The sequence below is a fragment of the Erythrobacter sp. S267 genome (assembly GCF_057365045.1).
Window position 1 is genome coordinate 320,922 of sequence record NZ_CP200298.1, and the last position, 23,804, is coordinate 344,725.

Genomic DNA, 23,804 nt, shown 5'->3' on the forward strand with positions numbered 1-23,804 from the left:
GCATGGAGAGAGAGGAAAAGCGCCTAGGGGCTATTGCGGTGCGGGGCAAGGGTGGGGGAGGGTGAGCCGAGCAAGCTGATTACAACAAGCAGGGAAAGGCTATTTCCGCCTGCGCTGGTTATATCGTCGCCTTAGCTCACTGTCATTTGACTGGAGTCCTCGCTCTTCCAGAAACGACAGCGACCGATCAATCGAATTGGTCTTCTGTTCATCAAGCCCCACGTCGCTGAAGAGGAACTGCCAATAGGAAAATCCCATGCCCTCGCCGAGACGAGTAAAATACTCAGTTGGACTTAGATAAACCTCGATCTTTTCCTTGAGGTCCGTCAGAAAGAGCCGCTCTGGATCATCCGAAGGGTTAAATATGACGAAATAGGGACCAACGCTGCGGGGCGTTTGGTCAAGCACGCAGAAGTTATCGAATTCTGTTTCGACAGAGTTAGGGTGATCGAACATGGTCCTGATTGGCTGAGAGAATGTTGTAATACAGTCTCTTAAGAATATCTCGCCTTTTACTTCATCAGACATCCAATAGAGATGTAGATCGGCTGCGATTGTGAAAAGGGGAAGGAAGCTATCTGGACAACGGTATTTGAACTGGAACTCGAAAAGCTCTTGCATGAAGCCAAGGTCAGCGGTCTCTAGGTTAGCAATGAGAAACTGCCAGTCGGGCTCAACTTTGCAATCCGTGCCCGTGATCGTTGAGAATTCTTGAAGTCTAACGAGAGTTTTCTTTATCGCCATCCTATCTTGGCCCCCACTCTATCCTGCGGGCGGCAATAGATCGGGTCACACGGGTCATATTTGTCATGATGTCAGCTCGGCTTGATTGAAGGTCAGTACGAGCTAGCATTCGATTGACGAAGTCTTGGTTACTCTGGAAGGCTCCGTTCCGCCTCTCTGAAATCATGTCGCGCGCAAATCGCAAAGTCACCTGACTGTGGCGCGCTAAGAGGTCCTCGCCAATGACATTGGCGTTGTGCACGTACGAGCCGGAGAAGTCGGGAGGATCTAGGCTTATCCTAGCGGTCACGAGCGCATTCGGATCTTTTGTCCAGTTATTATTGGCAAAAAAGTAGATGCCTCCAAGGAATTCAACGCCTTGCGCGAATGTTGAGCCGTCATATTGGTTGTTGCCAGTATTGATTCCAGGATGGAAACCGGTCGTGCGCGTCTCTAACCAAATCACCGAGCGGCGCGCTGTCAACGATGCAAAGAGGTGGGTAGCTCTTCGCACTGGACCCGGCCGATGTCCTCCGGGCGCATTTGGGTCGCCATAAAGCGTTTGCTCGACTCTTTGCTCGAAGTCCCGGACTTCACCTCCAGTGTTGATCCCTCCGGGAGCCGGAAGAAGATTTCCATCAACATCTTGGCCACCATATGCTGCTGAAATCATGTGCATCCTTACCCAGCGGCCATTGCGTTCAGTAAGGGTGTTCCTTTCAATTAGATCCCAGCCTTTCGGATTTCCTCTATCGGCATCTCGTCCGCCTCTGCTGGTCCTATTACTTAACTTATCAGCTTTGGAGTATTGCGGGCCTCCAGGATCAAATTCTGCCGGTGGGAAGGCTTGTGCAGCTGTCGGTTCAATTGCCCGCAGCATAGTGGAGAACTGGTCTATATTGGCCGAGACAGCAGCGATAAGCGTAGGATGACGTTGGTTGGCTTCATTCGCTGTCATATTTTCAATTGGTTTCAAGTTGGCGGTATAGAAGTCTAGTGCGGCTTGGATTGCTGGCCGCATAGTCGGATCAAGATCGCCGTCCGCTAGCGCTTCATTCAAGTGGTCCTCAACCGGCTTTGGTGTCGATGCCAAGAAGAGCCGAGCTCCTCGTTCGCCACCTTCGAAACTTAGGGTGTGCGGGTCGCCATTCGAAAGGCTGACTCTCTTACGCGTCCGCCACCAGCTGACAACGCGCTGCACGCCGCTCCTGACCGCTCCCATGAACCGCCGCGCTTGGACGACGATCCAGTCGATCAGCCTGTCGATCGCCTGATCTATCGGCCTTCTCAAACGCTCGATCAGGTTTGTGATCGCGGTGGCGACATTGCCTAGACCGACGAGCCTCGCGAGGAAGCTGATGACCAGTGACAGCAGGCCGACCATGGTCTGCTCGACCTTTTGGGCTGCGCCGTCGATCTTGCCTGCGGCGATGTCGGCGATGGAATCGATAAAGGCGGCGGCGACCTGGCCGATTTGGGTCAGGCGCTCCACGAAGAACATTATCGTGTTGTAGATCGCGATGATCGCTTGCAGCAGCGCGCCAGCGGGGTTGAGGAAGCTCACCAGCTTGATAACCGCCTGCTCGATCACGCGGCTGGTCACGAAACTGATGATCTGCTCGATCACCATATCGCGCAGGTTCCCGATCATCTCGACGATCTGCTGCCAGGCGGCCGCCGGGCCTTCGGTGACTAGGGTCGTGACCAGTTCGAAGCCGGTCTCCAGCGCGATGACGGCGTTCTCGCCCATGACGCGGACCAGTTTGGGGCGGATGTTTTCCCATGTGAGGCCCAGCACGGAGAGGACGAATTTGAGGATTTCCTTCAGCGTGAAGGCCTGCGGGATATGGATGTTCGCCCCCGCCATCGCGCCGGTCAGCCACTGGATCAAAGCGCCGCGCAGATTGGGGATGAAATTCTCGAAAAACAGCTGGAAGCCGCGCTTGGCCGCGCGCACCAGATTGCCGACAAAGCCAATCGGATCGTTGATGATCGTGTCGAAGGCTTTGCCTGCCTTTTCCAGGTAGGGGATGACGCCCGGCGCGACGACTTCGACGATGATCTTCATCAGCGTGAAGACGGTGTTCAGCACCCATGTGCCGAAGTCGAGGACGATCCCTCCGAACACGCCCAGCACCTTGGCAATGGCGGCGGGCAGGTCGAGGAATTCGGTGATTTCAATCGTGGCGAAGGCTTCGACGAAGCGATCCGGGATCGACACGACCAGCGCGATCAGGCTGTCGATGGCCGTGAAGAACCATTCGCCGATGCGTTCGAGCGCATTCGCTTCCTGGATGTTCCGCCACAGCTCTTCCTGCCCTGCGAGGGTCAACAGGCTGCCGATGATGACGCCAACATCACGCTCAACCGCTTCGCCGGTGATTGGGTCGAAGCCGAGGACCTGGCGCAACAGATTGTAGCCCTCGGTCGGCTCCACCAGAGCGGCGAGCGGGGCGAGGACGGCTTGCTGAACGAACTCCAGAACCTTGTCGAACAGCCCGCCGATAAAGGTCATGATCCGGTCGATAGGGTCGGTGAAGATGCTCTTCGCCCGCTCCCACACGCCGTCTAGATCGAAGATGTCGCTCCAGCTGAGCCCATCGAGGAATTCATTGATCGCCGCGCGGATTGAGGCGCCAGAAATGCCCAGCGTCTCCATCTGCTCCTCGATGAAGGCGCCGACATCTTCGAACACCCCATACATGTCGAGGACGGTGGTGATCAGCCGGCCGCCGGGGAGGAATTCGACAATCGCGCGCAGGATGTTGGCGGCGCTGCGCTCGACCTCGCTCATATTGATCGGGTTCACGCCAAGGATGATCGTGAACATCCGGTAGCCGGGGATGTTGTATGCGGCATCCGCAAAGAAATCGAGCGCGTCGCTGACGCCCAGACGGCTTGCTTGCGGCCCGGTGCGCTCGCCCACTTTGGCGCCGCCTGTCGCCTTGCGCTGGACGGTCGCGCGTTGCTGGATCGTGTGGGTTAGCTCGTGCGCGAGCAGATGCTGGCCGGCGGCGGTGTCGGGTTGGTATTGCCCTTCATTGAAGAAGATGTGCTTGCCATAGGCGAAAGCGCGCGCGCCGATGCGGTTGGAGAGCTGGGCCGCCTGCGCATCGTCATGGATGCGGACCGCGCGGAAGTCTGCTCCGAAGCGTGGTTCGAGCAGCGCGCGGGTTTTCTTGGAGAGCGGCTTTCCGCCCACCGCTGCGGCTTTGATCCGGGCTTCTGTGTCCCTATCGTTTGCTGGTGAAGAGCCTCCACCACCGCCACCCGCCATGCGCTGCACGCCGGTCGCCACGCGCTGGACCGTTGCCCCGCCGCTGCCTGTGACGGCATCGGCTACCCTGTCGGCCTCGCGCTCGCTTGCATCTTCGGGGGAGGAGACGAAGCCCGCTTTCTGGATTTTGACGCCGGAGCCTGCATCATTGATCTTCTTCGCCTCATCAATCTCGGCCTCTTGCAGCGTCATGCGCTGGACCATCAGCTTGGCTTGGACCCCGCCGCCCAGCAAAGTTGTCTTGCGGTCCGCAGCCTCGTCCTGGTCAGGCTTGGCCTTGCGTTGGACGCTGGGCTTGGCGCGTGCAGCGGAGGGTTTGGCGCGCCGGGCGGCCTTGGGCTCTTCTGCCTTACGGACCGCCGCCTGCGCCACCTTTATCCGACCTTGGCCAAAACAGGCCTAAGCGGGCAATGCTCGCTCGATTTGCGATATTCGCGCTCGACCGATTTGATGAGGTGCGCATCGGAGATCGGGCACTCTTCGGACAGAGCCAGCAGCCGCGCATGCAGCACGATATTGCGCAATTGCCCGCCGGAGAAATTGCACTTGCATGCGATTTCATCGATCAATTGCCCGGAGACCGCATGCTCGCCCAATTGCAGGCTGAGGATTTCCTGACGGCGCAGTTGGTCGGGCAGGCGGAAGGGCAGGATCGCATCCATCCGGCGGCGGAAAGCGCCGTCAATCCGCTCCGCATCATTGGTGGTGACGACGATGATTCCGCGAAACGCTTCGAGCCGTTGCAACAGGAAGTTCGTCTCCATATTGGCATAGCGGTCGGTCGATGAGCCGACATCGGTTCGCTTGCCAAGCAGCGCGTCGCCTTCATCAAGCAGCAGGACTATGTCGAGCTCCTCTGCCGCCGCCAGCGCTTGCTCAAGGTTCTTCTCGGTCTCGCCAATATATTTGTTGACCGTCGCGGAAAGGTCGATGCGGTAGAGCGGGCGGCCCAGTTCACGGGCAAGATGCTTGGCCGCCAAGGTTTTACCGCTGCCGCTCGGGCCGCTCAGCAGCGCCTTGACCCCGGCCTCGCTTGAGGCGTGCAATTGCTCGCGCAGGCGGCATCGAAGAGCGAGATTGTCGAGCTCTTCGCGGTCGTCCTTGTCGAGCACCAAGGTATCGAGGCTTGCGTCCAGCTCGACCCTCTGTGCAGTTGCCTCCAGCCGGGGGTCGCGCAAGGATTGGAGCGTAGCTTCTATGGCCCTCTGCGCTTCCTTGCGCGTCTTGCGCTCGCTGCCTTTGGCAATGCGGTGAATGTGACCGGAGGTGAGGACGCGCTCGGACAGGGTTTGCGCCTCCTGCCTCCATCCCGCTGCGCGCCAATGCGCGATGCGCGCTTGTTGATCGGGGCGGGGCATGTCGATGGCGAAGAAGGCGGCTGAGGGGCGTGCATGGTCAATGCTCGCCGAGTTAGTTGTGACCAATGCCAGATGGGGCGCTTCGACAGGTGCTGGGGGGATGGTGACGCGCTCTCCGGGAGCAGGCGCGCACTCCACGATCAGCAAAGCGCCGTGAAGCCCGGCAACCAGATTGGCTTCTTGCCACAGATCGGTCTGAGTGATCGCAGCGCCGCTGACTTGGACCACTGGCAGCCCCGCCTCGCCCGCCGCCATGCGCGCGAAGGTCTTGCGGCCATTGTGCCCGTCGCCGCGGATCAGAGTGGTGGATGCGGGGAGCTCAGCCAGACGCTTTGCATGGGCGTTGGGGGTTTCGCTGTCCTTGTGGGGCGCAATCCATCCCTTGGCGCGGGGCAGGGCTGTGTGAGGTATGATTGAGAGGTGATCCCGTTCACACGCCGCACCGCTAAGCACTTCAAAGCCCGCGCGGCTCATGCGCAAGGTCCACTCGACCCTTGGCCGGTCCTGCTGGCCCAGCACGCACAGGCCCTTGGCGACAAGGTCAAACAGCTGCTCCCGGATTGCGCCGGTGCTGGCCTGTGGGAACAGGTCGCTGAGCAGCACCGTCATCCCGCCCAGCGTCGGCGCGCCGCCTTCGGCCTCGACCAGCAGAGCAAATCGGGGGTCCTCCTCAATCGCACAGATCAGCACACTCGCGGTCATCGCAATCGGATCAGGGTTGACCTTTGCGAGGTTCACGAGCGGAAGGGAGCCGTGTGGCTTCCGCCATGCCTCCACCGCTGCGCGCCATTCGCGTGGGCGGGGCAGCTTCTCAGCCCCCCACAGCGCTTCAACCCGATCGCCATAGCTTTTGAAAAAGCCGAAATGGTCGAGGAATTCCTCCAGCTGCCCGTCTCGCCTCTCCCGGTCGAGCATGTCTAGCACCACGCCCAGCAGCGCGAGGCGGAAGTGTTCTTGCGCGTTGACCGGGATGAAGGCGAAGCGGTTGGGCGTGCTCATGTGTAGATAAAGGCGAGCGAGCGCCCCTCCTCTTTGATCCAGCCCGGATCACGGTCGATCCCTGCTGCGCGTGCTGCAAAAGGCAGGTCGGCAAGGTCGAAATGGGCGGTGATGTGGCCATCGGCGATGCGCATTTGCCCCGCGAGGCGCAGGTCATTGGGCGTCAGGTCAAAGTCGGCGCTGCGGCGCTTCATCTCGTGGGTGAGGCATTGTGCAAGCGCGCTGATCCACCGGCGCCGTCCCTGGCGGGGAAGGCGCTGATCGGGCGCAGGGCGAACCGCTCTTGCCTTTGAGAACGCCGCTCGGCCGATGCTCTTTACTAGCGCCTCTGCGGTGCGGGAGCGGGCGCGGGCGGGGCGGTCAAACAGGGGAAAGCCTGCGCGATGCCAGACTGTCAGCCGCGGGCCGTCGCTCACCAGGCGGCAACTGCCATCGGCAGGTCTGTCATTTTCGAGCAGGGGATGCGTGAAGTCTTGGGGAACCCAGCGCCGCGCCGCTTCGCTCGCTAGCCACACATGCAAGGAGGAGGCGCGATATTCCGCCCCGAACCATAGCTGTCCGACCGCGTCGATCAGCTCAAACGGGGCAAGCGTTGGATCGGCGCGCTGCTCCATCCCGAAATCGGCGACAAAGCCAAGATCACGCAGGATATTGGTCAGGAACAGCAGACCGCAAAAGGGGCTGTTGAAGGTGCAAATTCCCTCAGGCCAAGAGGTGATCTCTTGCTCAGACTGGATGGAGGGTTGGGAGCGTAGCGCGGATGGCGGCCCAGCGGGAGCCTTGGCTTGCAGGGCCTCCAACAGCTGATCTGGATCGCCGCGAAGGGGCCGCTCAGCGCGGTCTTCAACGCTTGGTCGATGGCTCGACGTGTGCGGCTGGCTGGCGGGTGGTGAAGCGGTGAATTCGTCCTGTTCAGCGGCACGGTCAAAGTGAGCGGTTTTCTCTTCGGACATCGCTGCGGCTGGCACGGATACAGGCGGAGGCGGAGGCTCTACCACTTGAGCCACAAATTGGCGCAGGAGGTCCCCTCGCGCAGCGCTTGGCTGCGTCCCAACAAAGGCCAAGGCCGCAACCACTCGCTTGGCGCGCGGCGTCATGGCGGCGTGCAGGAAGTTGCGTGCGAGCTGGGCCTTGAGCGCGCTGAACCTTCGCGCTTTCGGATCAGCCTTGGTCGTCATGGTGGGCGATGCAGGAGCAGCCCGATATGCGGATGTGTCGACCTGCGAAGCGACGCCGAAGTGCTGCTCTAGCCCTCTCTCAAGCACGCCCAAATCGCTCGGCGTAAGGGTCGCCAGCCATTGTCCGAATTGCCCGCGTTCAAGCAGAATGCGCGCGGTCTGTGCAGCCGCCGGGGTATCTGGCAGCACAGTTTCTGCGATCCAGTCGCGCGCAGTCCTGGCGCCCGGCAAATCGGCAATCAGTCCCGCCACATAAGGTGCGCTAGCGAGGGGTTCTCCGATCAGCCATGCGGCAAGGCGCGGCAGGCTGGAGAAGCGAACGGCCCGCCCATTTGCGACCGGCCCGCTCGGATCAAGCTCAGCCTTGTCGAGGCAGTCTCGCAACGCCTGCGAGAATGTGCGGGAGAAAGCGCGGTTAAGCCCGCCGGCCTCCACCCGCTCCTCGACCGTAAGCCGCGCAACGAGCAAATACTCACCCTGCCCAAGACCAAGGCCATCCAGCGGGCTGCTCGCCAGCGCACGCTGCAAGCCGCGCTTCAGCGCCTGAGGCCCATCCACCCCGCCAGCCTCCCGCCCCGACGCGCGCACAATGGCACGGTCGATGACGAGGGGAGGGGTGCTGGACAGAGCTTGGGCAAGGGCCATCGCGCGCGCCTTTAGGCCCTAGGGCTGATGCCAAGCAGACCGGCGAGGAGGGCTGCTGGAATGGCGATAAGGCCGATCAGCAGGCCAAGACAGCCGCCTTTCTCTTCACCGCTAGACCCGCCAGTACCAATGCCGGGACGGCCACCGCCGCGCCCTTGTTTGGGCAGTTCCTTCAACCGCGGCAGGTTGCGGCTGACGTCGCCGGACGGCGCACCGGGGTCTGCTTGGAGGCGGATCCCGATACGAGTGACGCCGTTATGTGGGACTTTGAGGCCGTACAAGCCGGGAGAGAATTGCCCCATCTTTGGTCCCGAGAATTCCCAGCTTAACGGATCGTTTAGCCCCTCATGGCGAGCGACGATTCCAAAAGCGCCGGGCCCGTGATCAACCACTGGATAGGTCGTACCGTTGACGCGCAGCACACGGTTGGTCATCCGGTAACCTTCGGTGATCCACAGATGTACCGCTGTATTGGCGTATTGCGGTGTTCTTCGCCTTACCGCCGCGACGTTATGCGAAGCGACTTCGTTGACGAAGTCTCTGCCATCATCATTGTCGTCATCGCGGGGACCTCCGGTTGCCAGGATCGCATTCGTCGCGAGCGCCATAGATAGCGGGTCAGCCCCCTTCGGATTTTCTGCAAGGTTGCGGACAATGATTTTCCTTGTCACCGTCTGCAGCAGGAAATCGTGCTCGCCAGTGCCGTTGGCCGGTTCAGGATAGCCCTTGCCGCTGACTTCTGCCTCGTCTTTCAGCTCTGAAAGCTCGTGGAAATTCATGTTCCGCCGAACGCTTGACTGCCCAAAGTTTACAGTCGAGCTGGCGTTCAACTGCGCCCACATACATTGGTGATCGTCATGGTACTCGATTGGAACCAGGTTCATCGGCCAATTTGAGATTAGCTCAGTGGGGCCGGGAGAGGTTGGCGTTGGTAGGTCCACGGTTAAAGGAGTCGTAGGATTTGGGCTGAGATTTGGCGGTGCAGCCCAGAACGCGAAGTCCCCGGATCCAAGGCCCCAGTTTGAGAAGCGGAATTCCGCAGTGACGCCAGTGGCCGCCGTCGTGCCGTCATTTCGCAAGAGCGCAACGATCTCGTTGTCGTTTCCATCACCGCCACCGGTACTTCCAGTCTCAATCCAGCTGGATAGGGTTGTGGCGGAGGAGCCTGCCGCCCGCCTCCCAATTCCCATAGCGCCGTTTTCAAACGAGACGCCTGTCGGGGTTGCCGGAATGGCGCTTGCTTTGAGGCCATGCCCGAACACGGGTGGCTCGTAAGTGATGATGTCCGAATCGTCCAAAGAGCTAGTCAGATCGGGTGAGTTCAAAGGAAAGACATATTCAGCGCATGCGCTGTTGTCCGGGTCCTCGCCAACGATCTTGCCCACACGGAAGTGGATGCCGAAATCATCGCCGATATCCATCCAGTTGCCGCTGGTATCTGAGGTTTCAATCTCGACCTCGATACTCCACGCATGGTCGGAAGGCGCTGAAGAACCTGCGAGGTGCTCCCAGGATCGTACTTGAATGCTTACTTCCGTGATCGAACCGCTGATTTCGGTAGGGTTCCACTCGTTTGGACCGGTACCCGTGCCCGCGAAGATGTCGACTTGCCTGGCATTCCGCCCAGTCCGTACATTGTTCGGGATAAGGGCCGGATCGGTTGGGTTGCCTCCATCTGCACCGCCGCTTCCAACCGGATAAATGTTGATCTTGCGCCAGGACGACCGGTTGTTGTTGCCAAATGTCGGCTTGAGGACAATCGACACGAAATGATCCTCGCTGAAAGCCGTATTGATGCGGCCCAAAAATGCCAGCATCAGGTTGCCATTCGACGCGTGGCGAATGCCTCTGAAAAGGACCGGCGGGATCACGCCGTGTTCGAAGCTCACCTGAGCGCCTCTGACATAGCCAGTTTCAGGCACTTCACCGGTTGTCTCTAGCATGTCGAGATCGAAGAAGCCGTCCAAGTCAGGATAGCCTGTGACGCTGCCAGAGTGATTGTTGAAGATGAGTGTGTCTTGGTCGCTCATTTTTGTTCCCCCTTTCGGAATGCCTCAGACGAGCTGAAGCGGAATGATTGCAAAGGATGTGAAGGCTTCGAGGTTGTCGTCGCTGGACACCCTTGTTTGCTGTGCTTCAACCCGCAGGAAAGTGACCCGGCCCGCTGGGCCGCCTGTGTTCTCGACATCAAGTGAAACGGGTTGATCCGCGCCGTCGCCAGCAAGGTCGAAACTATCGGGATTTATGTTGCTGATTGACCAGTCGTCTGTGTCGCTTTCAGCAACGACGCTGATGCGGAACGAGGAGGTCACATCGCTGGCCGTGTCATCACCATTGGTCAGTCGCATCTTGATCCTGCCGGTGGCACCAGTAGGGACTTGAACCCCATGATATGTTGCGCCCGCGACCACCATATCAACAACTTCAGTGATCGGGCCCACGACCTCGTCTATCTCAAAGACAGCGCGGGTGCTGGTGGCCTCTATAGGAGAGCCATTGCGCCAGAATATCGGCTGGGTTGACCGCCCGGTTGCGATATTTCCTTTGCCCGCAACGACGAGCGACAGATCCGCCGTTTCAGCGGTGTCTGGCGGCTTGATTTGCGCGGTCACTTTGATGATCTGGCCCGCATTAATCGCTGCCGGTGGAACAGGATCGAAGTCGACCGTCCATTGCGCTGCATCGACAGATCCGGTGTTTTGAATGTCTAGCTTAAGATCGATCTCGTCAGCCTGACCCGTATCAGCAAACACAGTCCAACTTACGAAGAAGGTTGACCCACCTGCCATCGTGGAGGTGGGGACGTTTGACAGCTCTACCTCGAACTTACCTGACTGTGAGAATTCGATCTCGCCAACCGTCACCTGCATAGTGTTTGATAGGGCTCCTTCGTTTTCGACCTGGAGATCAACCGAAGCTGGCAGGCTGTCCCAGTCAATTGGCACAGCGAAGGCAATTGAGGTTTCAGACCCGTTTCTCAGAGGTTGGATCCGGCGGCCACCAAGAATGATCGTGTTTGCGCGCGATTCCCGGTTGAAGTTGCGCCCTGTGATATTCACGATGGTGTTGGGTCGCAGATCGCCGGAAGGGATGGTTCCGATAATCACCGGAGCCCCAGCCTCCCCCTCCAGCGCCGCGACCCGCAGTTTCAACGAGTTGATGTCGCTCAAGATCTGGTTGAAAAGCTCGGCTGTGATAAGGTCTCCCGGGGCCACGCCATTGGCCCTTACATCGATCAACTCAGTCATCAGCGCCTGGCGCTCTGCCTCGCTCAGCACTCCTTTGAGCGCTTCGAGGATGCTGGCCATGGTGACGACCGATCCTTCGGTTATCTGGTTCATCTCTTGGTCCTTTCTCCAGCCTTCATGGCGGCTGGAATTGATCCATCAGGTCAGCGCGTAATTGGCGTAGTCCCAGCGGTGGAGGTTGAAGCGGGCGTTGCCTCTGTATGCGAGGTCGCCGCGGGCGAAGATGAGGTAGGGGTCGGCTCTGTCCGGGTCTTGGCCTGCGACCACGCCCGCCATGCGATTGGCGGCAACGGCGTAGAGCCACACGACCTCGTTATCGGCGCTGCGCAGGGCCGGGGCAGACAGGCTTTCGCGCAGCAGTGGTTCGACTTGCGGGCCGTTGATGTGCACGGGGCCGCGAATGGTCATGCCGCCGAAGAACTCTTTCGCTTGGTCTTCGGAGAAATTGGCGAGCACACCGGCAGGCGGCAGGAAGGGGAAGTGCGTGCGCGCGCGCACAGCGCCCAGATTGACCGGCGACCCGACTTCGGCGTGAAGGTGATCCTGAAACTGGCGCAACATCGCCATGCCGCTTGCCAGACGATAGGGTTCGACCAGCGAGCCGATGCGGTCGCCGCTATCGTCCTGCACCAGCGGACGGCGCACCGCCCAACTGTCGATGAATTCGATCCGGTCGGTGCCGGTATAGGCGAGGATGCCGAGCGGCACTTCCTGTTCGCCAAGGCCATTGGCGGCCATCTCTTCCAGCAGGTCGCTGCCTCGGGGGCCTCGCGCCAAAAGATGCGTGACCCAGTCCGCCTTCACCCCTTCGCCAAAGCAGCGATAGGCGATCTGGTTGCGGAAATCGGCGGCTGTGGCTGGGAGCGAACCGTAGAGGCTCGCAGGCACTTCGAGCAGCCGGAACTGGACCGTTTCGACCAGCTGATCGGTGTTGCAGGAGACAGCCGCCCCGGCGATCCCGTTGCTGGGCGCGCGGCCTGATCGGATCTGCGCCGGTGCGATGGTCAGGATATAGAGCCCTTGGCCCGCCACGTAGGTGCCCGGCGTCAGCGGCTCGCACGCCCCAAACGGTCCGCAACCGCTCGCAAAACTGCCATCATTGGCCGCAGGCGGCCGGGTGAGCTGGATCTGTTGGCGCGACTTCAGCCGCATCGCCTGACCCAGCGCGTTCACCGCCAAGCCGGGCTCGACGATGATCGGTCGCCCGAGGGAGACGCCATCTTCCTCGCGGACGATCTCTAGCCCTTCTTTGAGCGTTAGGCCGGTGGCAACACCTGCGCCCATTGCTTGGCCAAGACGTTCGTCACCCTCTGCCCGCGCGGCCTGTTCGCGGGCGAAGTCAGAGCCTTCGAGCAATCGGCCGTTGAAGAAGTTGGTCGCCTCCAAGCCGCCATCGGCCACTGCCTGTTCAAGCTGGATTGTGCTGTCTGCCATATCAGCCTCCAGCCCGTTTGATGCTGCGGATGACGGCCCAATTGTTGCCGCGACCGGCGCGCAGATGGACCTCGGAAATCCCATCGAGCGAGAGGTTGTCTTCGCCCGCGATAGTGCCGCCTGCCGGGCTGACGCTGCCGGTCGTTACGCTCGCCAGCCTGATGACAAGCATGTCGCCGCGATTGGCGGTGGAAGCGCCGGGAATGGTGAGCGGCACAGGGTCTTCTCCCACCACGATGATGTATCCATTGCTGATCGCGGAGGCGTATGCTGCATCGCCCGGTGCCAGCAGGCTCGCATGCACCAGTTCCAGCTGTTCCTCATATCCGCTGTCGGACAGGGCCACACCGCCGGGCGTCTGCGCCATGTTCGAGGCAAGCAGCAGCGGGCGGTCTGATTGGTCGAGCCGCCAGTCGACTCCGTCGATCTCACCATCGGTGTCGAGATTGGCGACCACCCAATTGCTGTCCGTCAGGATGACCCGAATGTCGATCCGGGCGAGCATCACGCAATCATCGGCTTCGTGGGTGAGCGTGTTGCATTTGACCGCCATGACGCGTGGTCGCCAGCGTGTGATCCACAGCCGCTTGATCGCCGCGAAGAAGGCGGGCGCGAGGTTGGGCACGAATGTGAGCGGTGCAAAGACGCTCGGCACGACAGGTTCAGCGTCGATATCCGCACTCGGGAAGATTGCGTCCAATTGCGCAGTCGCGGTGCCGATCAGGCCTTGAAGGTCGTCGTCCTCTGCCCCGTCTCCCTCGCCCACGATCAGCATGTTCATCCAGGCGTTGAGCTTGGTGATTGCCTCGGCCTCGACCATGGCGGGCGGGGCGAGCGCAAAGGAAAGCGAGTAATCGTCCGCAATGCGCGAGGGGACCATCAGCTCTTCATCGCTGCGGCATGGCTCTCCGGGGACAGGGACCGGCGCGACGGCGCAATCCTTATAGCAAAGTACCAGCCAGATCGGCAGTTGCAGGCTGCCCGGATCGCCAGCGTCCCGGTCCATCGCGTCGAGCGCTGCGTCAATCTCTTCAGTGGCAAGCCATTGGTTGACCCCGCCGCATTGCTCGCGACCGACACAGATCAATTGGCCGCTGGGCGCTGCCGCAGAACCCGGCGTGACGCGCACAACCGGCCCTTTCTCAGCATCGACTTCTGGCGAAACTTCCAGCCCCGAAATCGTGCCATAGCCATCGAGTTCGCGCACCACGCGTTTGATGCGCTCAGCCAGATAGGTGTGGCCCTGGAGGTAATCCTCCGCGCCCAAAACCATGCCGGTGGTGAAGTTCACATAGCGGCCCGGATCGAGGCGCATTGTGGTCGAAGTTGCTGAAAAGCTGGTGCAACATCCCATCAGAATTCTCCTGCTGGAGCGGGTGAGAAAAAGTGTGTGTGGTTCAACATGCGATCAGCTCCCTGCCTGCTGGCGCGCTCTGGTCGCCGCCGACAAAGCTTGCGCCGATGGTGCTGCGGCCCAGAATGCTGGGCGGGACGAGCTGCTGCGCGCGGCTGCCTTCGCCGATTTCGGTGTCGCGTCCGATGCGCGCTTCGCCCACGCGGTTCATCGCCCAGAACAGCCGCACGTCGAAGACGGTGTGGGCGGGTTTTTCGAGCCGGATGATCCGTTCAGCCAGCTTCATCGCTTGCGCCTCGGCATCGGGATCAAAGGCGGTCGATTGGCGCGGGATCAGGACCGAGAAGCGGTGCGCAGAGCCATGGATCGGAGCCAGCGCACCTTCGAAATCGAGCCAATCGCGTGTCGGTGCTTCGCGCGATGGAGCACGGTGGGGGAGGGGGATGTCGTCGAAAGACAGCCAGTCGCTCGCCCAAGCGAGGTTGAGGTTGGCGATCGTGGCGTAACGTTCAATCAGCAAGTCGCGCCACAGCGCGCGGCGCGGATCAGCAATGGCGACAAAGCCTTGCCACGCAGCCCCGTTACCCTCGCTGCCCGATGATGGGATTGGATGCGGCTCAAGCCCCTGGCTTGCGCAATAGGCCTCCCACCGCGCGCGCTCCTCTGCGCCGATGCTGGGGGCAAAGCCGATCTGGTTTTGCATGAAGCCCGCCCATTCGGACGGCACATCATAATCGGCGGCCACCAGCGAGAACGGCGCGGAGCGTTCCTCAGGCGCGGCTGCCTCTTGTCCGCGAGCCCATGCCCACCGCTCGATCAACCCGCTGCGCGCTTCGCTGGGATGCCACAGCCCTTCGCGGTCCAACAGAGCGTGGATGCCGCTGCTCGCCGACGGCGCGGGCGGGAACTCGCGCGCGGCTTTGCGGGTGCGGAAATGTTCGAGGATGCGGATGCCCGAATGGCCAGTTACAGGCGGGGAGGGCAGCGCGAAATCCTCCTCCTCAATGCACTCATCAAAGGCGAGCGATAGCGCCAGTTGCAGGCCCGGAAGCGTCCCGCGCCAGCCGAAGAACTTGGCCGCATGGGTGATGAAAAGCCGCCGCCGCCGCTCATCCCATGCAGGGTCAAGCGCCACGTCGAACCAGTCTGCCAGCCAGTCGAGCGCTTCGGCGGGGACCGTGCGCGGGTCGATCAGCAGATGCGCGGCGGCGATTCGGTCTTCGAGCGCTGTGTTGACGCCTTCATTGCTCGCCAGGAAACGGTCGGTGAAGTCGCCTGCCACGGGGTCTTGCGAATAGACCTGCGGCAGGAAATTGCGCGCATAGGAATAGCGCGGATACCACAGGCGCAAGGCCGATATTGCGGGCGACTGACGGCCATCACCGACCAGCGTCACCCGCAACTGCGCATAGCGCCCCTGAACGTTCTGCAGGAGAACGTCCCAGCATTTCTTGACCTCATCCTCCTCGCCCGCCTGCCGTGGCAGCGCGAGAGCAGGCAGCTCTGCGCGGTCACCGTTGGAATAGGGGGCGGGTTGGACCTGCCATCCGGCTTCGGGGTCAATGTCGAATTGGGTTTTGTCGTCATAGCTGCGCGCTTCGATCCTGACTTCGCAGCCTGCTGGAATGCGGCCATCAAAGCGGATGCGATCCCACACGCATTGGAAGAGGTCGCTGTCATAGACCGGGGTGGCGAAAGTGGAGCTTTCAGCAAAGCGGCAACGATGCTTCACCCCTATCCCGACCCAGCGCATTGGCTCTCCGCTGTCGTAATGCGCGAATGGTCCCGCAACGACGAGATTGCGTCCACCAAAGCGGCGCAAGGGGCGCAGTTCGGGGTCTTCGCCCGCGGCCCAGCTGGTGCCATCAGGTTCAAACTGCACGCCGTAGGCTTGATTGCCGGTTTCCCCCCAGAACAGGGCCGTGCGGGTCGTATCCTCAGGCTTGTCGGAGGGTGGCAGCAACACCATCCCCAGCGCGTCGAAGGACACCTTCAGCAGCGGCGTGACCGCTTTGGTGTCGAGCGTGACGAGGAAAAGCGCCGCCGGGCCGCCATCGCGGTGGTCGAGGATCACGACGTGATTCTCGTCCAGCTGGAACAGGCCAATCGGCTCATCAATGGCGGAGAGGTCAGCGAACCACGGATCGCCGACTGGCTTGTCGGTCTGTTCAGGGCCGTCCTCTGGCTGGAAGAGGGTGGGGGAGGGCTCTGCCGGTTCTTCAGTGCACAGGCTCAGCCGGTCGGTGACGCGGTGGAGCCTTTTCGCCGCTCCATCGAGCAGGAACGCACCGCCGCCGCATGCCGGAGCAAGCGCGGTGATGGTGAGATCTTCGGGCTGAGAAATGACAATCCGGTCAGGATCGCCGCCGCTGACAAGGTCAAACCGCAGCAGCTCGCTGGTGTCGAGAAGGGCGAGCAGATAGTCGCCTTCCAGCGCGATGAGGTCGATGATGCGGCGTGTTTCTTCGCGGCGCTCACAATCGACAAAGGCGCTTTCGCAAGGTGCAGGCTCGCTGCGTGGATCGGGCCAGAAGGGGGAGACTGTGCGCGTGCCCGCCGCTTGGACGGTCATGCCCGTCATATCGTCGGAGACCGCGTAGATATTGCCGTGCCGATCCGCCGCCGCGCCGCGCCTGTGGCTAAGGTCAAAGCGGACCTCTCCCGGTGTTGGCGGCAGATCCTGAGGCAGGCGCGCAATCGCAATCGCGGCCAAGTCCCCGCGCCATTCGGGCACAAAGCTGCGTTCTTCAAGCGAGAGCGGATCGTCCCACACCTCGTTCAAAGCGCGCACGCCATCGCCCGCCGCGACGCTGCATGCGCCCCAATCGGCTTCGCCCAGCAGCAGGTGGAAGAGAGAGCCGTTGGCGTTCATCAGCACGTCTCCGCCACGATGGGCACAGGCAGCAGACGGGTTGAGCTGTCGCTGCCATCGCCGCTGTCGTCACCAGTGCCTGCGCCGCGCAAGCTGTCGATGGGAGAAGCCGCGCCGACCGAAACCGAAATGCCCAGCACTTCGGGAAGCTCAATGCCCTGGATGGCGACCTCATCGACCACCGGCCCGGACCCTTGCGCCAGCAGCAATTCCGGCACTGAGACGACGCCGGGCGCGCGGGCCGCTTCGGCGAGCAGAGCAGCGGCGTGAACCGGGCGGTTGAGCGGCCAACCGCGCAATGCGGGATCAACCTCTGGACCATAGAGCTGCGGCATCAGCGCCGCGCCGCGCAGGGCTTCATTGGGCAGCGGGCTGAGGAATGCGGCAAGCCGCGCGCGCACAGCCTCAACCGTCTCAGGCACTGAATGGCCGCCGGCGACCTCGATCCCGACCGACAGCCAAATGCCTTTGTATTTCGGCCCATGCAGCGCGACCTCAGTCGTCACCAGACGGCGCGGTTCGAGATAGGCGCACAAAGTATCAAGAAAGCGTCCATCGGGTCGCGGCGCAGCGGGGTGAGCGGGATCGCTGCCCGGCACCACCATCAGTGTGACCGATCCGGGCGCGCTGTCGGGTGTCACCGGCACCACCGAAGGATGCGCGGCAGGGATCACTTCGACCCGGCCCAGCGCAATGCCCGGCGCGCGCCAGGCGATTGAGCGGAAATCTTCGGCGGTCACAAGCCGGTCGCGGTGCTGGAGCACGCGGCGCACTTGTTTCTCGCCATCCTCGGTGCTCTCCGCATCCGAGCCGCCCCATGTGGGAACGACGTTGGTGCTGGTCACGCCTGCGGGGATGTTCACGCCTTCCTTGAGCGCGCCTGCCCCGACATTGCCCGCGCTGCCCTCAGAATAACTGTAGCTTGCATAGAGCGTGTCACCATCGCGCGGGCGGCGGCCATTCATGCCGTCGCCAAAGCGGACAAGGCCTGCCTCTGCGTCGAGGGTAAAGACATCGGTTGGCGTATCATCGCCCGGAGCGCCATAGCCTTTGATCTCGGCCCCGGCTGCGCTCAGGTCGTCGATTGCGCTCCAGTCGCGCCGTTCATTGTTGCCAAGACTGATGATTGAGACGCTGCCTGCCAGCACCGGCGCGCGGCCCAGTTGGAAGGTCTGGTTCGGGCTGCCATCGCCTTCGCCCAGTCGCTCACTGCCCACGCTGATAAACTGGCGCACAGGAGCAGCGTTGATGCCCATCCAGTCGAAGCTGAAGTCGGCGCTGCTATTGGCGCTGACCTTGATCCAGGTGATGACTTTCCCGGCGAGCGCTGTGTCCTCAATCTGAGGGGGCAGGTCGCCCACACCAGCCTCCAGCGGGTCAAGGTCCGACCAGGTTGCAATTGCGCCCGCATCGCTGGGCATCTGCACTTGTACGACGCCCGATTGGCGCGTTGGATCAAAGTCGGCTTGCGTCTCCAGATCGCGATAAGTGGCAAGCGGGCGGTCATCTGCGTCAAAGGCGATCCCACCGGCAACCGACGGAAGCGCGAAATTCAGAAACTCGTCCGCATTGCTGCCCGGCGCGATGGGAATGAGCTTCTCCTCGCGCATTTGGCTCGGCACAAGACCCAGCGACAAGGTGCGCCCGGCAAGTGCCTTGCGAACATTGCCCCAAGGGTCGCTCGCGCCTTCATCGCGGTCACCATCGCGGCCTGCGAGCGCGATCCAGATTGAATTGTCGACCGTGCCGGAAAAACCAAAAGGCTGGCCCGGATCAATTTCGCGCGTGTCATACAGCGATAGCTCTGGCGGGACCTCTTTCCCGAACGAGGCATAGAGCAGCTCATAGCTCGCCAATTGGTTGGGATCGGGATTGAGAATGGGGACCTTGCGATAGAGCCGCGCTTCGAGCGGCAGCGCATCAATCGTCAGGCCGGTGCGGAACGGGACTTTGCCTGCCAGCAGCTCTGACCCCGATGCGATGGATGTTTTCTCCAGCGGGCCACGTTCGTTCTGGAAGGCAACCATACCGCGCGCTTCGCGGGCAGGCTCCAGCGCAATGCCGAGCAATTGCAGGAACTTCGCGCGGTTCAGATCAGGCACCTGATTGGCGCGGTAGATCATGCTTTCGGTCAGATGCGCATAGAGCTGGAGCAGCGTGATACCGGGGTCGGATGGGCCGAAATTGGTCCATTCCGGCGTGTGAACCGGGATCCGCGCGACCATATCATCGACGAGCTCGCGATAGGTGCGATTATCAAGCAGGGGAGCGGGCAGAGGCATCTCAGACAACCCCTTCAGCAGTGGCAGCCACCGGCACGTCGAGCGAGATACGCTCCACTTCGCCCGTCGCGACCAGCGAGTATGTGACCCTTGCAAGCGCTGTTTCGCGGTCGCTTGGGTGCGCGGTAACTTCGACATCCTGGACGTTGATCCGCGGCTCCCACCGGGCGAGCGCGTCCTTGATATATTTGGCGAGGCTTGCATGGGTCGCAGCGTTGTTGGGCTCGAACAGCAGGGTCGGCAGACCCGCCCCGAACTTGGTCAGAGCCACTCTTTCGCCGCGATCGGTCTGGAGAATGATGGCGATGCTTTCGCGGATGTTGCGCTCACCCTGCGACCAGGCGATCCGGCCATCGGCTCCGGCCATGAAGGGAAACGCGACACCGCGTCCAAGAGGATGGGTCATGTCGATCCCTCCTTTGCTTTGAAGTTTGGCAGCGGGAAGCAGGCGATCAGCCACGGCACCCACTTGAAGATGAAGTCGAGCAGTTGAACGATGATCATCAGCAGGATCAGCGCGCACAGAGTTACAATCGGGATTGAGAGCGAGCAGATCATGCCGATATCCTGGCCCCCGCCGCTCTTGCAGCCGCCGCCTGCGCCCATGTCGATGTCCTTGTGGAGCGGCCAGGGGAGCACTTGGCGGATGAGGTCGATCAGCCCCAATCCCTTCGCCCGCTGCACCTGTCCGCACAGCATGTCCGACATCACAAAAGCGGTGCCGCGTGAATGTTTGCGCAGGCCCGCCGCGCTGGTGTCGCGGGGCAGCATGATCTTGATCTCACGCGCCGGGGCGTCGGAATCGAAGAAGCTCGCCATGCGGAACAGCTCGGTCGGCTGAGAGAGCGTGGGCGGGTGGAGCGGCCCGCAATCCTCGTTCACATGGACAAAGCGGATGCAGAACAACCCTTCATCGCCTGCGGTGTCCTCCATGACTTTGGAGAGGCGTTCGGCGAAGGCCACAGGGCGCGCGCCCTCTTCCTGCGAGGGGCTGAGGGCATCCGCGATCAGCTTGGTAACGCCATCGACATTCGCGCATTGCTCGCCCGCCAGACCCATCAGGTCGCAAGCGGGGCAATCCGTTTCATCGTCATCGCATTCCTCGCAATCAGGTTTTGCAATCTGATCGGCGCGGGTTGGTTCGGGCAAGTCGCCTGCATTGGTGAATGGGCCGTCAATGTCGACACTTGCCCGCGTCCCATCACTCTTGAATCCGGCAAGGAGGAAGTGGAAATCGGGCCACGTGGTCGGATCGTCGGGCGGCAGATCGGCCACATAGTCGGTTTCGATGGTTTCGAGGATCTGCTCATTTTGAGTCTTCGACGCTTCGACGAGCGCTTCGCCGAGAGTTTCGAGGTAGTCCGTTCCAGCTGGCGCGGGCGCAAAGACATCTGCCATTGGGCCAATGGTGAGCGGTGCCTGGAGCCACTCAAGCAGCTCCGTTTCTCCATCCGAAAGGCCGGTCGTGGCTTCACCTCGCAAAGTGGCGATCACTGCCGGAATATGCCGTTCAAGGAACTTGGCGAAATCAAGCAGCAACAGCCAGCTCTGCATCTGCAATTGGTAGTTGCGAATGCGGATTTGCGGGCCGGCATTATCGGGCGTTGCGCCCTCACCAGTGTCGGTAGAAATGTCCTCAGCTTCCTTGGCAATCGCCCGCAAAGTCGCTTTCCATGGCTCGGCCACATCCATGCGGAATTCTGAAAGGCGGGCGCGGACATCATCGGGTTTGGTGATGGGCGCAGGCGGGATCAGCACGCCCTTCTGCCCCTCCACCAGCGAAACCGCCTCCCGCGTTACGGGGGCCGACAGATAATCCTCGCGCCGTGCGACGGGGATCGTTCCGCCCCAGGTCTTGCGCTTGATATTGTCGCCTTCAACGTGCCCCATCGGGAAGACGGGGAGCATCTCTTCACCCGGAGCGAGGGCTTCTGGCGCGGTGTCGGAGACCTTTTGCCAGCGCGGCTCATCACCCGGAATCCAGGCATATTCGACCACCTCGCCGCCATCCTTGCTTGCAGGCATCAAGCGGCGCAGCAGCATTCCGACCCGCTCATGCGCGCCGCCCAAAGCGCGGTCGGGCAGGCCCGATGTGGCGCAAGCGAGCGTTGCAGTGGCGACATAATGGCGCTGATGCGCGGGCTGGTAGAGTTTGAGGAGCGGCGTGTCGGCCTCCGCTTCCTTGATCGGCGTTGGCTCTTCCTTGCGCAGCAAAGCGCGGCGGTTTTGCTTGATCGTCGCAGGCAGCGGAATGCGCTGCGCCAGGTCGGGCGTCTGCGTTTGCGCGGCAGGCGTGCGCCAATCCTCGTACCGCGCAACGAAACTGCCGATGGCTCCCGGATCACTCGCCATCGCGCCAAGCAATTGGTCCGCGAAATCGTCCCGAGCAAAGCGCAGGATCGCAGGCTGCATCCCGGCTTGGCCGGCAGCGCGCCAGAGCGGGCGGGGCGAGGCCCAGGTGAGGGGATGATCGAGCTGCGTCACCAGATGTTCCCCGCACCCGGCGTGTAGGACGCACCGACAACGCTGTTAGCGATCAGCGTGTCCGCCTGCACCACTCCTGAAAACTTCGAGATGCCCGCGTTCACTGTCACCGCAGTGGCGTCGATCTGGACTGTGGTGGCCTCAACCTTGACCATCGCCGACGCCGTGACCGAGATACCAGAGGGGCCAAGCTTCACCGAATTGCCATTGCTGTCCTCAATCAGGATCTCGCCCGGACCATCGGTGAGGTGGAGCTTTTGCCCGCCTGGCGTTTCCAGCTGGAACTTCTCCTGACCCGACGTGTCATCCATGGTCATCTTGACCCCATTGCGGGTGCGGATGACCTTCTTGTTGTTCTTGGCGGAGTGCTCAGCCTCAGGCGGCTTATCCTTACCGTTCCACAGTCCGCCAAGGATATAGGGGCGGCGCGGGTCGCCTTGCTCGAAGGCAACCAGCACTTCGTCGTCTTTGTCGGGCAGGAACCAGCTGCCGCGATTCTTGCCCGCAAACAAAGTCGCCATGCGAGCCCAGGCGAGATAGCGCTCCGCATCGGGATCGGGCGACCATGGCAGCTCCACTTGCACGCGGCCCTGCCCATCGGGATCGTCGAGCGAAGTGACGATGGCGGGCGCGACGCCGTGGAACAGACCGCCAAGCCCTTCGGCTGAGCGCGGATCGCCGCTGGCTTGCGCGACGCCGGGATAGAACAGGCCGGGCTTCATGCCGCACCCCCAAGACCGGGCCGGTCGCAGCGGAATTCCGTGATCGCGCCGGAGGTCGGGTCGAATTGGTGAGTGACGCTGGTCGCGCGGTAGGTGCCGTTGAACAGCTCTCCCAGCCCGGCAAGCTCCAGCTTCGCGCCCACGTGGATCAGCGGATCGGTCTCACACAGGCCCTCTCCGGTCACGAAATCGCGCGCCATTGTGCGGTAGGCGGTCTCTGCAATTTCGCGCGCTTCGGAGTTGGAGGCAGGCATGCAATGGGCGAGCGTTTCGGGCCGTTCGCCCAGTTTCTCGTCCAGCAAGGCAGGGCCGCCCGTGTCGCTGCCAAGGTCGGAGCTGAGGATGGAGGCGTCGGCCGTGTGGCTGGCAATCGCCTTGCCTCCGACATCCCAGCCCGAAACGGTGATCGTGCTGCGCTGTCCCGAAAGGTCGGCGCACACATCAAAGGCGCGCAAAGTGCCTGACCAGCGCAGTTCAACCGCTGGCGTGCCGGGATCGCGGCGCACGAACAGAGTGCCATCCTCGACCGACACAGTCCCGCCAAAGCGGCGCGCGAGGTCGAACAGGAAGGCAAAGTCGGTCTGGTTGACCTGCGCGATAAGAGGCGCAGCGGCAGAATTGATCTCCACATCGGCAGCGAGCCCGTGACCCTGCGCAATAGCCTGCGCCACGTCCTCCAGCGTCGCGTCCTCGAAACTGCGCGTGCGCCGCGTCATGCGCAGCGCTTGCAAAGCGTCCTCTGCGCAGACCGAGATCGTCGGAGGCCCACCTTCGGGATAGTGACCGCTGATGGCTGAGATGCGCCCTTTGAACAGCGGCTCATCCTCTATCGCGACTTCGATCTCAGCCCCGAAATCAAGCAGAGCGCGGTCGTAATAGGTGAAGCCGTCATTTTCTTCTGAACCCCAATTGCCGAATTCGAGCTGGGCGCTGGCCATGTCTTCGAGCGAGGCGTGCAAGCGGTATCCGACCAGCGCGGCTTCGAGACGCGGCTGAGCCTCTCCGTTGATGGAGATCGTTGGCCTTGAAGGTCTACTTGGGAGGCGGGCTACGCTTGCGGTCATCGATGATCCCTCAATTCCGCGCCATGCGCAGGTGGCGGCTGGCGGCCATGCGCGCGCGGCGGCGGGCGGCACGCTCAGTCACTTCCGGAGCCGCGCCAGTGGCAGCTCCCGAGGTTGGAGGGGCCTCTCCCAAAGTCTCAAATTCGTTGATGACGACGGTCACT

At 61.8% G+C, this 23,804-nt stretch carries 15 protein-coding genes; all 15 read right to left on the bottom strand.

The window, feature by feature from the left end:
- Window positions 1–99: 99 nt before the first annotated feature.
- The 15 genes from AC0V6X_RS01405 to AC0V6X_RS01475 are packed head-to-tail and all read right to left on the bottom strand — an operon-like array spanning window position 100 to window position 23,803.
- Window positions 100–744: a hypothetical protein gene (locus tag AC0V6X_RS01405; protein WP_486182806.1), complete on the bottom strand. Its 645-nt coding sequence runs from the start codon at window positions 742–744 to the stop codon at window positions 100–102.
- Window position 745: 1 nt separating this feature from the next.
- Entirely contained in the window at window positions 746–4,372 is a 3,627-nt protein-coding gene (locus AC0V6X_RS01410) for an eCIS core domain-containing protein (RefSeq protein WP_486182807.1), read from the bottom strand.
- Window positions 4,373–4,374: 2 nt separating this feature from the next.
- Window positions 4,375–6,357, bottom strand: a complete 1,983-nt coding sequence (locus AC0V6X_RS01415; RefSeq protein WP_486182808.1) for an ATP-binding protein — start codon at window positions 6,355–6,357, stop codon at window positions 4,375–4,377.
- Window positions 6,354–8,180, bottom strand: coding sequence for a hypothetical protein (locus AC0V6X_RS01420; protein WP_486182809.1), 1,827 nt, complete (start codon window positions 8,178–8,180; stop codon window positions 6,354–6,356). Before AC0V6X_RS01420 ends, AC0V6X_RS01415 begins: the two co-directional genes overlap by 4 nt.
- Window positions 8,181–8,191: 11 nt before the next feature.
- Window positions 8,192–10,210 carry a hypothetical protein gene (locus AC0V6X_RS01425; protein WP_486182810.1) on the bottom strand — a complete coding sequence of 673 codons (2,019 nt, stop codon included), beginning with the start codon at window positions 10,208–10,210 and terminating at the stop codon, window positions 8,192–8,194.
- Window positions 10,211–10,234: 24 nt separating this feature from the next.
- A complete protein-coding gene (locus tag AC0V6X_RS01430) occupies window positions 10,235–11,521 on the bottom strand; it encodes an IPT/TIG domain-containing protein (RefSeq protein ID WP_486182811.1) in 1,287 nt (428 codons plus the stop codon).
- A gap of 45 nt (window positions 11,522–11,566) precedes the next feature.
- A complete protein-coding gene (locus tag AC0V6X_RS01435) occupies window positions 11,567–12,862 on the bottom strand; it encodes a hypothetical protein (RefSeq protein WP_486182812.1) in 1,296 nt (431 codons plus the stop codon).
- Window position 12,863: 1 nt separating this feature from the next.
- A complete protein-coding gene (locus AC0V6X_RS01440) occupies window positions 12,864–14,216 on the bottom strand; it encodes a hypothetical protein (RefSeq protein WP_486182813.1) in 1,353 nt (450 codons plus the stop codon).
- A 43-nt stretch (window positions 14,217–14,259) separates the two neighbouring features.
- Window positions 14,260–17,088 (bottom strand): phage tail protein, encoded by a 2,829-nt coding sequence (locus tag AC0V6X_RS01445; protein WP_486182814.1) that lies wholly within the window; start codon window positions 17,086–17,088, stop codon window positions 14,260–14,262.
- The gene (locus tag AC0V6X_RS01450) at window positions 17,088–19,370 is read right to left on the bottom strand and encodes a baseplate J/gp47 family protein (protein ID WP_486182815.1); all 2,283 of its coding nucleotides are present in this window, start codon (window positions 19,368–19,370) and stop codon (window positions 17,088–17,090) included. The genes AC0V6X_RS01445 and AC0V6X_RS01450 overlap by 1 nt, the downstream gene beginning before the upstream one ends.
- A 1-nt stretch (window position 19,371) precedes the next feature.
- Window positions 19,372–19,776 (bottom strand): GPW/gp25 family protein, encoded by a 405-nt coding sequence (locus AC0V6X_RS01455; protein ID WP_486182816.1) that lies wholly within the window; start codon window positions 19,774–19,776, stop codon window positions 19,372–19,374.
- Window positions 19,773–21,854: a hypothetical protein gene (locus tag AC0V6X_RS01460; RefSeq protein WP_486182817.1), complete on the bottom strand. Its 2,082-nt coding sequence runs from the start codon at window positions 21,852–21,854 to the stop codon at window positions 19,773–19,775. The genes AC0V6X_RS01455 and AC0V6X_RS01460 overlap by 4 nt, the downstream gene beginning before the upstream one ends.
- A complete protein-coding gene (locus AC0V6X_RS01465) occupies window positions 21,851–22,576 on the bottom strand; it encodes a phage baseplate assembly protein V (RefSeq protein WP_486182818.1) in 726 nt (241 codons plus the stop codon). The genes AC0V6X_RS01460 and AC0V6X_RS01465 overlap by 4 nt, the downstream gene beginning before the upstream one ends.
- A complete protein-coding gene (locus AC0V6X_RS01470) occupies window positions 22,573–23,640 on the bottom strand; it encodes a phage late control D family protein (RefSeq protein WP_486182819.1) in 1,068 nt (355 codons plus the stop codon). Before AC0V6X_RS01470 ends, AC0V6X_RS01465 begins: the two co-directional genes overlap by 4 nt.
- 10 nt (window positions 23,641–23,650) lie before the next feature.
- Entirely contained in the window at window positions 23,651–23,803 is a 153-nt protein-coding gene (locus AC0V6X_RS01475) for a hypothetical protein (protein WP_486182820.1), read from the bottom strand.
- Window position 23,804: the final 1 nt, after the last annotated feature.